Raw genomic sequence first — 14,894 nt, forward strand, 5'->3', positions numbered from 1 at the left:
CGAGGAGGAATCCGTGAAGATCGTGCTGGCCTACTCCGGCGGCCTCGACACGTCCGTCGCGCTGCCGTGGCTCCGCGAGCACCACGACGCCGAGGTGATCGCCTACTGCGCCGACCTGGGCCAGGCGGATGACCTCGCCACGGTCGAACGACGGGCGTGGCAGGCCGGCGCGGCCGACGTCGTCATCGAGGACCTGCGCGACACCTACCTCCGCGACCACGTGTTCCGGGCACTGCGGGCCGGTGCCGCCTACGAGGACCGCTACCTGATGGCGGCGCCGCTGGGTCGCCCGCTGATCGGCCGGCGGCTGGTCGAGATCGCCCACGAACGCGGCGCGACCGCCGTCGCCCACGGCTCCACCGGCAAGGGAAACGACCAGGTGCGCTTCTACGCCGCCGCCGTCGCACACGACCCGGGCATCCGGGTCATCGGCCCGGCCATGGAGTGGGAGCTGGGCTCCCGGGCCGACGAACTGGCCTACGCCCGCCGGCACGGGATCGAGGTCGATGCCACCGACGACAGCCCGTTCAGCATGGACGGCAGCCTGTGGGGCACCAGCACCGAACTCGGTCCGCTGGACGACCCGTCGTGGCCACCCGACGAGCGGGTCTTCCAGCTCACCACCAGCCCGCGCGAGGCCCCCGACACGCCGCACCGGCTCACGCTGGAGTTCGTCGCGGGCACGCCGGTGGCCCTGGACGGCGAACGCCTCGACCCCGTGCCACTGGTCGAGCGGCTCAACACGATCGCCGGGCGCCACGGCATCGGGCGGGTCGACATCGTCGAGAACAGCCTGCTGGGCATCAAGTCCCGGGCCATCTACGAGAGCCCGGCCGGCACGGTGCTGCACCTCGCGCACCGCGAGCTCGAGAGCCTGGTCATCGATCGCGACACCCTGCACCACAAGGGAGAGGTCGGCCGGAGATATGCCGAGCTCGTCTACTACGGACTGTGGTACTCCCCGTTGCGGGAGGCGCTGGATGCGTTCGTCGACGTGACCCAGGCGCGGGTCGACGGCACGGTCGACCTCGAGCTGTACAAGGGCACCGCGACCGTGCTGGGCCGGCGCTCCGACAACGCGCTGTACAGCCACTCGCTCAGCGCCCACGACGACCGCGACCAGTTCGCCCACCACCTCGGCGAGGGCTTCTCCTACGTCTGGTCGATGCCGTTGCGGCTGCGTGCGCTGACCGGCGACCCCCGCACGCCCGCGTCCGCCACGACCGGGTCGGTGCCCGGGATGCAGCCGTGATCGACGCCCGCTGCCCGCGAGACCGACCAGATCCCCACCAACTAGCCTTGGCGCGGCGGCAGAGGACGAAGGAACGGTGGTGGACAGCCCGAACCCACAGCGGCGCGGCTTCACCACGGACCGGCTCGAGGCGTTCAGCGACGGCGTGTTCGCCATCGCGATCACCCTCCTGGTGCTCGAACTGTCCCTGCCGGAGGGCTGGCTGGACGATCCCCTCACGGCGTTCCTGGGTCTGTGGCCGAGCTATCTGGCCTACGTGGTCAGTTTCGCGACCATCGGGGCGGCCTGGCTGGCTCACACCGCAGTGACCAATCGGATCGCCCGGGGTGACACCACCTTTGCTCGGCTCAACCTGCTGTTGCTCCTGGTGGTGTCGTTCCTGACCTTCCCGACCTCGCTGGTCGGCGAAGCGGTCAGGGCGGAGGATGCCGAACGCGTCGCCACCACGATCTTCGGGCTCAACCTGTTCCTCGTCGCGGTGATCACCGCGCTGATGTGGCGTCATGCCCGACACCACGGGCTGGTTCGCGACGATGTCTCGGACGACGAGGCTGCGGTGCTGACCCAGCGGCTGACCCCCAGTCTCTGGGGCTACCTCGCGCTGATCGCGGTCGGGCTGTTCCTGCCGGTCGTGGCCGTCATTGGCTACCTGGCCATCGGGCTCGTCCTGCTCCTTCCGGTACGTCGCCACGACTGACCACGTCACACCGAACAGCGGGATGTCGAGCCAGGGCTTGCCCCCCGAGATCGTGACGCCCGACGGGATCAGTCGAACTCGACGACGGCGATCGAGTTTCCGGCGGGGTCTTCGAGCCATGCGATGGCGCGCCCGGGGCCGCGATGAATGCCGCGGTCGTCGGCATCGATGCCGTCGTAGCGTCGCATCCGAACACCCCGGTCGACCAAGTCGTCGACGGCCTGGGTGATGTCGTCGACCACGACATTCAGGACCGTGAAGGTTGCGGGTTCGTGATCCGGCTTGGCGTACACGAGGGTCTCGTGGCCGTCGGGGCCACCCAGCCACAGGGGTCCGTGGTCGCCCAGCGGTGTCACATGCATGCCCAGGACGGTCGTGTAGAAGTCGATCGCGGGGGCGACATCGTCCACCGAGAAGCTCCCGACCGTTCGTGTCATGCTGACCATGGCGTCCCCCGGGTGGCCAAGCTGTTCGATGATGACACCTTCCTACCATGATGACAGTAAACTGTCAACAACCGGCGAAGTGAATGTGCCATGGTCGTCCTCCCCGAACGCCCCGCTCGTGCCGACCACGGAGACGCGGGCCTCGGTGGGCCGACCGAGGAGCAGGTGCTCGTCAGCGCGATCGCCAAGACGGTGTTCCGGCTGAACGGTCAGCTCGTGGAGATGGCCGAGGTCTTGGCGGCACCGGCTGGACTGACGGCCTCGTGGTGGCGCGTGCTCGGCGCCGTCGCCTTCGAACCGGCGCCGGTGGTCGAGATCGCGCGTCGCTTCGGCATCACCCGCCAGAGTGTCCAGCGGGTGGCCGACCTCGTGGTGGCGGAAGGTCTGGCCGAGTATCGCCCGAATCCTGCCCACCAGCGCGCCAAACTCGTGTGCCTGACCGAAGCCGGACGCGCCAAGCTGCGCGAGATCGCTCCCGGACATCGGGCGCGTTCGGCCCAGCTCGTCCGCAACGTCGGCGACGATCCGCTTCGTGAGATCCTGGCCGGACTCACCGCCCTGTCACGAGGAATCGACGAGGCGGCGGGCGACGCCGGACACCTCGACGCGCCATGACTGCCAGCCCGGATCGAGGCTTCCGAGGTCGGACCGGCGGAGGAACATGGCGCAGCAGCCGGTCGTCGACGCAGCGTCGAGACGACCCTCGTATGGACCCAGGGAAGGGCACGCAGGTCAGCCCTGGCCGTCGACGACGTACCGGGGCCGCTGCGTCACGCCAGCATCAGGCGATGCGACCATCCAAGGAACGTGTCACGCCAGCCATGGGAGATCCCGCGGATCTCGACAGTCTCGAGCACGCTGGTCAGCCGTAGGAGATCGGCGGCCGTCAGATGGGTTGCCGCTTCTGACGGAAGCGCCGGGACAGGGTCGTGTGCTCTTCTCGTGCGCTCATGCATGGGACGAGCACACGACCGCGTGCACCGGCGACCGCCAAGTGGCGAGGTCGGGCGGCCACCATCCTTCGCGCCGCTCACCAGAGCGTCGAGATCGGTTGAATACGCAGTGGTTCTCCGATGCACGACGATGCGACGAAAGCGGCCCGTGGGTCAGCGAGACCTGGCGCTCGTCGAAGGGTGGCCGTTCCACGTCCCGGGCTTGGCGATTACAACGGCGGTGGCTGCTGCCCATCGCAGGGTGCGCCAACGCCGACCTGGGAGGGCTGCTCGGCACTGGCGGTCGTCACGATCAGGTCGAGACAGCGAGGGTCGTCGACCCGGAAGCCACCGACAAACGCAAGCCAGCCGTCGCCGTCACATCCGCTGGTCGTGATGGCGGTCCCGAAGTAGTCGGGGTCGCCAGCGTGGCCCCAGCCCAGCACGGCCTCCCGCTCTGGGGCGTCAATCTCCAAGCTCACGCCGCTGTCGGCGCGTACGAGCAACCCGATCTTGGACCAGAAGGGAGGAACCCCCTCCTGGTCGTCGCGAACGGCTTGGAGAGCCCGGTCGGACCCGGGAGCGAAGGGCAGGGCGACCGCATCAAGTACGGCCGAGTACCCCTCTGGCAGGTCGTCGCGCTGCTCGATGGAATCGTCGCACGGCAGCGTCCGTGCGCCATCAGGTGCTGGCGGGGCTGATGCTGACGGCGCCGTAGTCGGCGGGGTCGGATCGCTGGTCCCACCGGTGCAGGCCCCCAGCATCGCGACGAGTACGGCCATTGCTGGCAGAACGCCCTTCGTGCGCGCCATGTCATCTCCAAACGACCGCGTTGACCTACGCCCGACCGTAGGGCTATGCCAGAGGGCGTGGAGTGGGTCTTGAGCGACAGAGATCGGACAGATCTCCGAGGTTCGATCGGGTGCTCGAGAGTGGCTTGGTCGGCTGGATCTCACCGGGGTTGTCCGGCTTGGCCGGGATCGTTCGTAGCCAAGGCGCACCACCAGAGGGTCGACGGTCCTCGAGGAGCAACGATTCTCGCCCCGTCCGAGTTCGAGCACTTCTGACGTTGACCGATGAGTCGCGTCCGCCGGCGCCGTCTGTCTCGTTGGCCATGATCATGGAGTGTCAATGACAACTGCCCTGGACCGAGCCTCGCTGTGGAGCCTGATCCACCACGAGCGAGCCTGCCTGGCCGCTGATCTCGACAGCGTGGATGCTGAGGACTGGCGCGAGTCGTCGCTGTGTCCGGGCTGGACGGTGGAGGACGTGGTCGCCCACCTGACGGCAGTGGCCACCTTGGGGCGGTGGCGGTGGTTGACGAGCATGGTTGGCGCAGGCTTCGACGCTGACGTGCACAACCGACGTCGCCTCCTCGAACAGCGGGGGCCAACTCCGGGCGACACACTGCGGAGGTTTCGGGCCGCCATCGACCTGGAGGTGGCGCCCTCGGGTCACACGGCGGCGTGGTTGGGAGAGGTCATCGTGCATGGTGCTGATGTGCGCCACCCATTGGGCATCCAGGACTCGACGTCCGTCCAGGCGGCGACCGAGGTGGCACGGTTCTTCGCGCAGCGCGACTTCACGGTCGATGGGCGGACCCGCTCACGCGACCTGCGGCTCGTGGCGACCGACGGACCGTTCGCAGTCGGCACGGGCCCGATCGTCGAAGGAACGACCATGGCCTTGGTGATGACCATGGCCGGGCGCGAGCCGTTCGTCGACCGTTTGTCCGGGCCGGGCGTGGACGTGATTCGCGAGCGCACAGCGGCCTGACCGCCACCGCAAGTGGTGATTGCGGTCGATCCCGGTCGATTGTCGCCTTTGGGGGCGTGGGCGGGTGCCCAGTCGACAATCGACTTTGTTCACGCGAAGCGGCTCGATCGATTGTCGACTGCACGCCCACCAGCAGGGGTCAAAGCGACAATCGACTTCTTGGCGACCTCGGATATCCGTTTGTGCGCAGTGGTTCTCCGAGGGTTGTCAGGCCGCCTCGCGAAGGTGTGTAGACCGGTGCTACCAGAGGGATGGGTCTGGGGCATCGAGATGACCAGGATGAACGGGTGGCTTGGCCGGCAAGCCCCGAGTTGGCACGGTCACCCGATGATCACGCCGTCCTCCACCGCGAAGGCGCGCACGTCCAACGCCCTCACCAACGAGGTCGCGGCCTGCCGACACGCGTCGACGTCTCCTCGACAGTGCATCGCGAAGTGGTCAACCGGGTCACTCGACAGGTTGAGTTCGATTCGAAGCCCGGCCCCTCCCAACGGACCCACGCGGGCTCGCTGTCGTTGATCGTCCCGATGTCGAGGGCCTGGGCGATGCGGACGACCGAGGCTCGATCGAGCTGCAGTGGCGCCGGTTGAAAGTCCTCCGGGATGTCGTGTGGACGGCTCGCGTTGTGGGGGATGTCCTGCACGAAGACGTCCCAGCTCACCTCAGCCCCAACCGCCCGGTCGTTGGCCATGCTAGGCGGGAGGGGATTCCGCTCGTACCGGCGAAGTGGATGGAGCGGCGGCTCGCCCCCCTGTGGGTCGCGTGGCCCTCCCGAATGGGGAGGGGAAGACCCATCATGTGCCCCGCACCGCATCGGTGGAGACTCGTGATGTCCGCGGGGCCGGTGATGTCGTTGCTGTTGCTGCTCGCAGTCTCTCGACCCGCCAACCGGATCATCCTCGGTGACGCAAGGCGTCTTGACGGAGGTCGTCGTTCAGGATGTCCCGCATGAAGGCCAGCGCGTCGAGGTGGTCCATCCCGGCGCCTCGCTCGATGCTCGCGGTGTGTTCTGGGTCGGTGGTGATCTTGCTGGCCGCGTCTGCGGCAACCGTGTCGATTGCGAGCGCGCCGAAGTCGCCCGTCTCGCGGAAGAAGCCCAGCACGACAGCCGCGGCGTCGAGGCGACCGACTGCAGCGTGCATGGTGATGAACTCGAGTGCGGCGAGGCGGCTGGCCACGAAGCTGAGATCGGTCTCGAGGAGCTCTGTGATGTGGTCGCGGAGCAGCCGCAGACCCTCTCGGTGATCGCCACTGCGGAAGGCAGCGCGGGCGGTCGCGGGGCCGTTGGCCGAGAATGTCCCGTCCGGGACCGGGATCGCAGCTGAGGCGTCGAAGAGTTGCTCCGCGGCGGGGTAGTCGCCGCGCAGGAGCGCTGAGTACGCACGCATGAACAGCGACCAGTGCAGGAACGTCGGCGGCCCGCCCTCCCGGTGGCGGTTGGTCAACTCCGCCACGTAGCGGTCGTGTTCGGCGAACGCCCCGGCGCGCAGGAGCCCTGCGGCGACGCCCACGAGCTGCATCCAGTCGGCGAGGTACTCCTCGCCGCGACCGCGGAGCCACGCGACGGCTTCGCGTGACGCATCCACCATCGTGGTGTCGCCCGGAGTGACCAGTGCACGGGCGTGGCGCACCACCGGGTGGTCACCGTGGCCGTGACGGGCGACGAGTCGATCCAGGCCGTCCGCGTCGCCGAGCTCGGCGAGCCGCTGCGTCGCCCAGAGCAGCCAGGTCAGTCGGCTGTCCTCGTCCTCGTCGTCGAGGAGCGGCAGGAGTTGCTCTGCCCATTCACCGACCTCCAGGCGTCCGCGCATGGCGAGTTCGCTCGCCAGTGGTCGGGCGACGGCAGCCGCCAGGTCAGCGTCGCCGGCTGCGACGGCGCGGTCGAAGGCTGCCCGGAGGTTGGGCCAGAGTTCGACAGCGCCCGCGGCGCCCTCGAGCTCGTCGGGTCCCTCGAGCAGCTGGCGCAGCCGTCGTGCCTCGGCGTGGCACCACAGGGCGTGGCGCTGCATGGTCGCTGTGGCTTCCTCGCCGTCGGCCAGGATCTCGGCGGAGAACTGCCGGACGGTCTCCAGCAGCCGGTAGCGCTTGCCGCGCGAGTCGAAGCGGACCATGAGCAGCGATCGGCGCGTGAGCTGTCCCAGCAGGTCGTCGACGGCCGCCACGTCGAGATCAGGGGCCTCGTCCGGCCAGGCCACGTGCCGAGCAGCTGCGGCGTCGAACGGACCGGTGAAGGCCGAGAGGCGCGCGAGGACGTGCTGCTCACGATGGTCGAGGAGGTCGTAGGACCACTGCAAGGTCGCCCGGAGGGTCCGCTGCCGATGGTGGCGGTCGCGTCGATGGCCGGCGAGCAGCTCGAGGCGTCGGTCGAGACGGTCGACGATCTCGGTCGCTGTGAGGGTGCCGACTCGCCCAGCGGCAAGCTCGATCGCCAGTGGCAGGCCGTCGAGCCGGCGACAGATCTCCTCGACCGCATGACGTTCTTCGTCGAGGTCGAAATCGGGACGCACGGCCATGGCCCGGTCGGCGAACAGCTCAGGACCGTGCGCGGGGTCGAGCGGTCCGAGCTGGACGAGGTGCTCGCCGCCGATGGCGAGCGCCTCCCGTGACGTGGCCAGGACCTGGATCCCCTCGCAGGTGGAGGCCACTGCCAGTGCGATTGCGGCAGCACCGTCCAGGACGTGCTCGCAGTTGTCGAGCAGCACGATCCCCCGGCGCTCCCGCAGACGCGCGAGCACCGCCGTCCGCACATCCCTGCCCGCGACCTCCCGCGCTCCCACCGCGCCGGCGACGGCACGATCGACGTCCTGCGCGGCACGGACCTCGTCCAGTGGCACGAACCACGCGCCAGTGTCCGGATCCGTGGTCCTGGTGCGTGCGACCTCGAGCGCGAGGCGCGTCTTGCCGACCCCCCCGGACCCCACGAGCGTCAGGACCGCCGCTCGGTCGAGTGCCATCCCGACCCGCCGGCGGTCGTCGTCGCGCCCGACCAGGCGCGTCAGCGGCCGTGGGAGGGCACCCGCCGCATCTTCGGGGATGGGCGGGGAGGGACCGGGTGCGCCATCCGGCGGCGCCCGGTCGCCGTCCAGCAGGATTGTCGACTGGCGGAGGATCGCCGCCTCCACTCGCTGGAGGCGCGGTCCTGGGTCCACACCGAGTTCGTCGACGAGGTGTCCGCGGGCCACCTGGAAGGCCGCCAGCGCGTCGGCCTGCCTGCCGGCGCGGTAGAGCGCCACCATGAGCAGCTCCCAGAGCCGCTCCCGGAAGGGATGACGGCTCGTCAGCTCGGTCAGGTCTGCAAGGGCGCTCTCGGGATCATCCGCGACGCGCTGGTCGAGGTCGCGTTCCACGGCCCCGAGCCAGCTTTCGACCAGTCCGTCCACGGCAGGCCGGAGTGCCGGGGACTCGAGGCCCGCCAGCGGCGTGCCGCCCCACTCGGCCAGGGCGGCAGTGACGTCCCCTGCCGCCAGGTGTCGCTGGAACCTCGTCACGTCGATGGCTGCGGGGTCCACGTCCAGCTGGTAGGCCGCGCCGACACGCACGATGGTCGTCGGCCCGACTGCCTTGCGGAGTCGCACCACGTAGGACTGGAGGGTCTTGTCGGCGGTGCGTGGCGGGTCGTCGTCCCAGACCGCACGGATCAGCTCGGCCACGGAGACCGCGGTGCGGGGTGACAGCGCCAGGGCGGCGAGCACGGCCTGGCACTTGGCCGGGCCGATGTCGAGCTCGCCATGGTCGTCCTGGACGCGGACTCCGCCCAGGAGCGCGATCTGCAGCGTCGGCACGTCGTCCTGTCAGTAGGTCGCCGCAGCGTGCCAGATGTCGCCCGGCACGTCGTCCGGTTGCGCGAACGGGCTCAACCGGGGCTCAACCGAGGCTCGACCGTGATCGGGCATGGTGCCACCCGGCGACGGAGAACCGTGGCCTCGACGAACGGACGAACCGTGAACACCTCTCTTCGACAGGCGACCACCGATGCGGTGGTCCCCGACAGCCGGCTGCCCGGCCAGCGTGCCGGCGGCTGGGCTGCGCTGCTCCAGGCAGCGACCTTCGTCTTCGGCTTCGCCGTGTATGGCACCGTGATCGCAGGCGCTGAGTACGGGGCGCTGGCCATCGACCCCGCGACACACGTCGCGTTCCTGGTCGACAACCAGCTGATCCTGCACGCCTGGTACGCGGTCATCTACCTCGTCTTCGGCGGCGCGCTCGTCGTGCTCGCCCCGGCGATCTACGACCGCGTCCGTGGTGGTGCACCCACGATGGCCCGGGTCGGCACGATCTTCGGCCTGGTCTGGGCGACGCTGATGTTCGCTGTCGGCATGACCGCCATCGTCGGCGGCGACATCGTCGCCACGCTCGCCACGATCGACGGCGACAGGGCCGCAGCCGCGTGGAGCACCACTCGCCTGCTCATGGAGGGGATGGGTGGCGGCATCGAGATCGTTGGCGGCCTGTGGATCGGCCTGGTCAGCCTGGCCGCCCTGCGCAGCCGGACGCTGCCGGTCTGGCTCAACCGGATCGGCGTCCTGACCGGCGTCGCCGGCATCGCGACCACGTCGCTGTTCGCCGCGGAGGTCATCACGAGCATCTTCGGCCTCGGGAGCATCGTCTGGCTCACGTGGCTCGGGATCCACCTGGTCCGGGGTGCTCGCACCGAGACGTCGAGTGTCCGATGATCCGCGTCACCAACCTCACCAAGCGGTACGGCGCGCGCACCGCCGTCGACGACCTGAGCTTCGATGTCGCCGCCGGCCGGGTCACCGGCTTCGTCGGCCCGAACGGTGCCGGCAAGTCCACAACGATGCGCGCCATGGTCGGGCTCAACCGTCCCGACGCCGGCGAGGTCCGCTACGACGGCCACCGCTACATCGACCTCGCCACACCGGCGAGCGTGGTCGGGTCCGTGCTCGATGCCCGCAGTGTCCATCCCGGCCGCAGCGCGCGGGACCACCTGCGCGCCACGGCGGCGCTCAGCGGCCTGCCCACCGAGCGTGTGAGCGAGGCCCTGGCCGCCGTGGGACTGACCTCCGTCGCACGACAGCGCGCCGGCGGCTTCTCGCTGGGCATGCGCCAACGTCTGGCCCTCGCGACGGCGCTGCTCGGTCGGCCGCGGGTCCTGCTCCTCGACGAGCCAGCGAACGGTCTCGACCCCGACGGCATCCGGTGGCTCCGTGACCACCTGCGCGACTTCGCGGACCGCGGGGGGACGGTGTTCGTGTCCAGCCACCTCATCGGCGAGCTGGCCATGTTCGTGGACGACCTCGTCGTGATCGGGGGTGGTCGGCTCCTCGGTGCGGGCCCCTTGGACACGTTCACACCTGCCGGCGACACGGTGGTGCACGCCGAGACGTCGGACGCCACGGCGCTCACCGACCTCCTCCTGCAGGCAGACGTCGACGCCCGCTCGCAGGGTGCGCGGCTGACCGTGCGTGGCGCGAGCCGCGACATCGTCTCGCAGCTCGCGTTCGACCACGGGATCCGACTCGTGGAGCTGACCGAGGTGACCACGTCCTTGGAGGACCACCTGCTCGACCTCACCAACAACGCCGCCGAGTTCAGCGCTGTCTGACGGGCGCGACCGCAAGGAGCACCGACCATGACCAGCACCACGACCATCTCCGCCACCGGCACCCCCGCGGCCTCTCCGCCGACGCTCGACCCGGTCGCGGTCTCCACCGTGCGCCGCCTCGGCCGTGCGCTCGTCAGCGAGTCCATCAAGCTCACGACGGTGCGTTCCTACCGGGCGATCGCCGCACTCACCGTCGCCGTCGGCACACTCGTGACCTGGGGCGTGGCCCGCTACGTCGACGACGAGCCGATGACGGTCGCGATGCTGTTCCTGTTCGCGTCCGTCTTCACGGCGGTCTTCGCTGCGGTCGCGGGCATCCTGCTGTTCAGCACCGAAGCGCAGCATGGCAGCCTCGGACCGACCCTGAGCGCACAGCCGCGCCGGTGGGTCGTGGCGGCGGCCAAGGCCACCACCACCGCCGTGTTCGGGGCAGCGCTCGGTCTCGCCGGCGTCGCTGCGGGCCTGCTCGGCGCCGTCCTCGGAGGCATCCCCGCAGGTCACACCTCCACGATCCTCGAGAGCAGCCTGTGGGCCGTGGCCTTCGCCACGCTGTCAGCGCTGCTCGGCCTCGGGGTGGGCATGGCCGCACGCCACAGCACCGTCGCCATCTCCGGGCTGCTCGTGTGGTGGTTGGTCGTCGAGAACCTGCTGGCGGTCTTCCTCGACCCGCAGCTCTCCCGCTTCCTGCCCTTCGTGGCCGGCAACGGCCTGCTGCAGATCGTGGTCGACGACCCCGATGCCCTCGCCGTGGCCCTGTCCCTGCCACAGAACGCCGCGGTCTTCGGTGGCTACTCGCTCCTGGCGCTGGTCGTCGGCGCCGCGCTGCTCCACCGGCGCGACGCCCACTGACCTGCATGCGCCACCCGCCCAGACGCCCTGACGTTGCATGACCCGGGACGCTGGGGCAGTTCGTGCTGCACCGGAACGGGACACGGCTCGGGCGCCGGTCGCTGCGGACCATGCTGACCCGGTCGTTCGGGGCCCGATCCTTCGCGGGTTCTGGCGGCACGCTTGGCAGGGACGGGCAAGAGGTTGGCGGGAACGGGCAAGAGGCCACGAAACCGCGTCCATAGCGTGATAGCCACCTCAGCTCAGCAGACCGGAGAAACCCCCATGGAGAAGATCGCCGCCATCGGTGTCACGACCATCCTCGGTGGGGTCGCGGCCATGCAGCTCGCCCTCGTGCTCGGCGCCCCATGGGGTGCGCACGTGTACGGGGGGCGTGTCGCCGGTCCCGGCGAGGCACTGCCCGCCCCGTACCGGGTCGCGAGTGTCGTGGCGATCGGCCTCCTGGTCGGCGCGGGCTGGCTCGTGCTTGCTCGCGCCGGCGTCGTCGCCCCGGACCTCGCGGCATCGGCGCTCGTGCTCCGCGGCACGTGGGTCGTGGCCGTCTACCTCGTCCTCAACACCCTCGCGAACCTGGCCTCCACGAGCCTGGTCGAACGTTGGGCCCTCGGAGCGGCGACCGCCGCGGCCGCCGTCATGACGGTCCTGGTCGCCCGGTCCTGACCTCGACCGGCCGCACTGCACGGCGTGGTCGCCAGCACTCCTGACCCGGGACGACCGGGCCGAGGCGTGGGTCAGGGGAGCGGAGGTCCCTTGGTGGAGGCGACGCCGAGCCTGAACACGGCCCACGTCACGCCGGCAATCGCGGATGCGATGAGCAGCATGCCGAGGTCGGGCTGGAACAGGGCCAGCGTGGTCAGTGGTGCGCCGACGAGGTTCGGAACCAGGTACAGCATGACCCACGCCGCGGCCAGGGTGGTCAGCAGCGGGAACCAGAGGCTGAACAGGCCGGCGGGTCCCGACTTGGCCCGAATCTCGACTCGGTGACGCCACGCCCAGACCATGCTCAGCAGGTAGACGACAGGAAGCAGCACCAGGCCGAGGAACAGCGCCTTCTGGGGCCATCGCGAGCCCTCGCCGTCGTCGTCGAGACCGAGGGCGCGGGCGGTGATGCCGTTGCGGAGCTGGGTCGTTTCCCCGAAGCCGATGCCACTGCCGCCGTTGACCAACACCACGACCCCGGTGCGCTCCGAGGGACGCATCGTCGCGAGCGTCTCGAACCCGGGAGTCGACCCGGAGTGCCACACCGTCCCGTTGTCGGTGTCGACGAACCAGCCGAAGCCGTAGAACGGCGAGGCCGAACTCGCTGGCCGCATCATCTGCGCCTTGCCAGCGGCACTGAGCACGTCGTCCTCGCCGTTGAGCATCATGGCCATGTACCGCGACAGGTCGTTGGCACTTGCGACGACTCCACCTTGCGGAGCCGTCGCGCGGTCGGTCGTGGTGTCCGGGAGCGGTCGCTTGGTGGTGAACCAGGGGCGGTGCCCGGTCGCCATGGCCTCGTGGGCCTCGCCGTCAGCGACGAAGCTGTTGTCCATGCCGACTGGCTCGAGGATGTTGGAGGCCACGTACGACTGGTAGTCCTGACCGCTCACGACCTCGATCAGGCGACCCAGGAGCACGTAGTTGGCGTTGGAGTATTCGAACCGTTCGCCGGGCTGGCCTGCCGGGGCCGTCTTGGCCAGCGCGTCCACCCGGAGTGCCAGTTCGTCCCTGCCCGATGCCGCGTCGGTGTGCGAGGCGTTGCCCTGCAACGTGGAGAAGCCGCTGGTGTGGCTGAGGAGTTGGCGGATGGTCACGGCACCGGCGGGTCGTCCCGAGAAGCCGTCGAGGTACTGGGACAGCTCGGCATCCAGGTCGACCTCGCCGGCCTCGACCAGTTGCATGACGGCAAGGGCGGTGAAGCTCTTGGAGATCGAGCCGGTCAGGAAGGGCGTGTCCGGGGTGACCTCGCGGTCACTCCCGGCCCTGGCGACCCCGCGCGCGCCCGCCGTGGTCGTGGCGTCATCGTCCACCACGGCGTAGGCCAGGCCAGGCACGCCCGAGGCCGGCATCTGCGCATCGATGACGTCCTCGACCGATCCCTGTGGCATGGCCGCCTGCCCGGCGACACCGAGACCCATTACCAGGGCAGCCGCGAGGCCGACCCGTGCCTGGGCACGGCGGGTGGTCAGGGCGCTCATCGCCGTACCTCCGGGGTGTCGTCGCCGAGCCTACGGCCCGCGCGGGCGACGAACGCGTCGTCGAGCGTGGGCTGGTCGACCATCAGTCGCCCGGGCACGACGTCGCAGTCCGGGCAGACGGTGTGGCCTCGCTGCCCGCCTGGACGGGCCGACGGTCATGCGAAGGAGATCGCCGTCACCCTCCGCACGTGGAGACCGATGCGGCCACGGATCTCGGTGAGCACGATCTCGGTGGCGCCGCACGCGGGGCAGCGCATGACCATCCCGGGACAGCGCAGGTAGACGTGGGTGGCGGCCACCCGGTGGCGGTCGTCGCAGTCGCCACACTGCACGGTTGCCGTGGTCATGTCGGTGCCGAAGGCCAATGCCAGCGCCCCGGCCAGGGCATTGCCGTCGACGTGGGCGGTCGACCGTTCCGCGGGGGTGGAGGTGTCCTGGGCCATCGGGGTCTGCCTTGCAACGGGGATGTCGACGCGGGCGTTCGGGCCCGATCACCCGAAGCGTTCGGTGCGGATCGTGGTGGGACCGTAGCCAAGCACCGCCAGGGACGCGGCTGCCGCCTCGACGAACGCGGTCGGTCCGCACACGTAGGTCAGCCCGCCACTGGGGGCCGGCAGGTGTCGTCGCAGTGTCTGGGCGTCGACGCGACCGGTCTCGCCGTCCCAGTCGGGGGGGATGTCGTCGCCGGTGAGCGTGATCACGACGTGTTCACCTTCCGTGGTGGCCGCCAACTCGTCGCGGTAGAGAATCCGGTCGGGGGTGCGGGCCGAGTACACCAGGTGGAAGGGCGTGGGGTCGCCGAGGCGCCGACGGTGTCGCAGCATCGACGCGAGTGGCACGATCCCCGAGCCACCGGCCAGCAGCACGACCCGGTCGGTGGTGTTGGGTTCCCACACGAACCATCCACCCACCGGACCTCGCACCTCCACCGCCGTGCCCGGTCGCGCGACATCGGCCAGGAACGGTGACACCTCGCCGTCGTCCACCCGTTGCACCGTGATCGCCAGGGGTCGGGCGGGGGCGGATGCCACCGAGTAGCTGCGCGTGGCCTGGTAGCCGTCGGGGGCGGTGAGCCGCAGGTCGACGTGTTGGCCGGCTCGGTGGGTCGTCCAGCCCGGCACGTCCAGCACCAGGGTGGTCGCCGAATCCGTCTCGGCGATGCGTTGCGTGACCGTTGCCTGGCGCCAGCGCAGCAT

General features: G+C 70.0%; 14 protein-coding genes. 8 read left to right on the forward strand and 6 right to left on the reverse strand.

The genetic code is table 11. The features are described from left to right. The first annotated feature begins 13 nt into the window (after positions 1 to 13). On the forward strand, positions 14 to 1,252 hold the full coding sequence (locus KR546_RS14210; protein WP_238445380.1) for an argininosuccinate synthase: 1,239 nt from the start codon (positions 14 to 16) through the stop codon (positions 1,250 to 1,252). Between the two features lie 79 nt (positions 1,253 to 1,331). After that, positions 1,332 to 1,949, forward strand: a complete 618-nt coding sequence (locus KR546_RS14215; protein ID WP_238445381.1) for a TMEM175 family protein — start codon at positions 1,332 to 1,334, stop codon at positions 1,947 to 1,949. Positions 1,950 to 2,017: 68 nt separating this feature from the next. Here KR546_RS14215 and KR546_RS14220 read toward each other — a convergent pair whose 3' ends face one another. Next, positions 2,018 to 2,386 carry a VOC family protein gene (locus KR546_RS14220; RefSeq protein WP_274388111.1) on the reverse strand — a complete coding sequence of 123 codons (369 nt, stop codon included), beginning with the start codon at positions 2,384 to 2,386 and terminating at the stop codon, positions 2,018 to 2,020. Between the two features lie 174 nt (positions 2,387 to 2,560). Between KR546_RS14220 and KR546_RS14225 the strand changes: the two genes are divergently transcribed. Then, complete coding sequence (locus tag KR546_RS14225) at positions 2,561 to 3,010, forward strand: MarR family winged helix-turn-helix transcriptional regulator (protein ID WP_238445383.1); 450 nt, start codon at positions 2,561 to 2,563, stop codon at positions 3,008 to 3,010. 547 nt (positions 3,011 to 3,557) lie between these two features. On the opposite strand, the gene KR546_RS14230 is transcribed toward KR546_RS14225, so the two are convergent. Next, the gene (locus tag KR546_RS14230) at positions 3,558 to 4,139 is read right to left on the reverse strand and encodes a hypothetical protein (protein ID WP_238445384.1); all 582 of its coding nucleotides are present in this window, start codon (positions 4,137 to 4,139) and stop codon (positions 3,558 to 3,560) included. 319 nt (positions 4,140 to 4,458) lie between these two features. On the opposite strand from KR546_RS14230, the gene KR546_RS14235 reads away from it, so the two are divergent. Further along, on the forward strand, positions 4,459 to 5,103 hold the full coding sequence (locus KR546_RS14235) for a maleylpyruvate isomerase family mycothiol-dependent enzyme (protein ID WP_238445385.1): 645 nt from the start codon (positions 4,459 to 4,461) through the stop codon (positions 5,101 to 5,103). An 893-nt stretch (positions 5,104 to 5,996) separates the two neighbouring features. Here KR546_RS14235 and KR546_RS14240 read toward each other — a convergent pair. Next, a complete protein-coding gene (locus KR546_RS14240; protein WP_238445386.1) occupies positions 5,997 to 8,885 on the reverse strand; it encodes an AfsR/SARP family transcriptional regulator in 2,889 nt (962 codons plus the stop codon). A gap of 159 nt (positions 8,886 to 9,044) precedes the next feature. Between KR546_RS14240 and KR546_RS14245 the strand changes: the two genes are divergently transcribed. The 4 genes from KR546_RS14245 (at position 9,045) to KR546_RS14260 (ending at position 12,178) form a co-directional block, all read left to right on the forward strand. Continuing rightward, complete coding sequence (locus tag KR546_RS14245) at positions 9,045 to 9,776, forward strand: DUF4386 family protein (protein WP_238445387.1); 732 nt, start codon at positions 9,045 to 9,047, stop codon at positions 9,774 to 9,776. Continuing rightward, on the forward strand, positions 9,773 to 10,669 hold the full coding sequence (locus tag KR546_RS14250) for an ATP-binding cassette domain-containing protein (protein WP_238445388.1): 897 nt from the start codon (positions 9,773 to 9,775) through the stop codon (positions 10,667 to 10,669). Before KR546_RS14245 ends, KR546_RS14250 begins: the two co-directional genes overlap by 4 nt. A 27-nt stretch (positions 10,670 to 10,696) precedes the next feature. Then, positions 10,697 to 11,518, forward strand: a complete 822-nt coding sequence (locus KR546_RS14255; protein ID WP_238445389.1) for a hypothetical protein — start codon at positions 10,697 to 10,699, stop codon at positions 11,516 to 11,518. Between the two features lie 264 nt (positions 11,519 to 11,782). After that, positions 11,783 to 12,178, forward strand: coding sequence for a hypothetical protein (locus KR546_RS14260; RefSeq protein ID WP_238445390.1), 396 nt, complete (start codon positions 11,783 to 11,785; stop codon positions 12,176 to 12,178). A gap of 71 nt (positions 12,179 to 12,249) precedes the next feature. Here the strand turns inward: KR546_RS14260 and KR546_RS14265 are convergent, their stop codons facing one another. The 3 genes from KR546_RS14265 to KR546_RS14275 all read right to left on the reverse strand — a co-directional run bounded on the left by KR546_RS14265 (position 12,250) and on the right by KR546_RS14275 (position 14,894). Next, complete coding sequence (locus tag KR546_RS14265) at positions 12,250 to 13,698, reverse strand: serine hydrolase domain-containing protein (protein ID WP_238445391.1); 1,449 nt, start codon at positions 13,696 to 13,698, stop codon at positions 12,250 to 12,252. Positions 13,699 to 13,853: 155 nt separating this feature from the next. Further along, positions 13,854 to 14,141 carry a DUF6510 family protein gene (locus KR546_RS14270; protein ID WP_238445392.1) on the reverse strand — a complete coding sequence of 96 codons (288 nt, stop codon included), beginning with the start codon at positions 14,139 to 14,141 and terminating at the stop codon, positions 13,854 to 13,856. A 48-nt stretch (positions 14,142 to 14,189) separates the two neighbouring features. Beyond that, positions 14,190 to 14,894 (reverse strand): ferredoxin reductase, encoded by a 705-nt coding sequence (locus KR546_RS14275; RefSeq protein WP_238445393.1) that lies wholly within the window; start codon positions 14,892 to 14,894, stop codon positions 14,190 to 14,192.

The organism is Salsipaludibacter albus (assembly GCF_019798055.1).
Lineage (GTDB): Bacteria > Actinomycetota > Nitriliruptoria > Nitriliruptorales > Nitriliruptoraceae > Salsipaludibacter > Salsipaludibacter albus.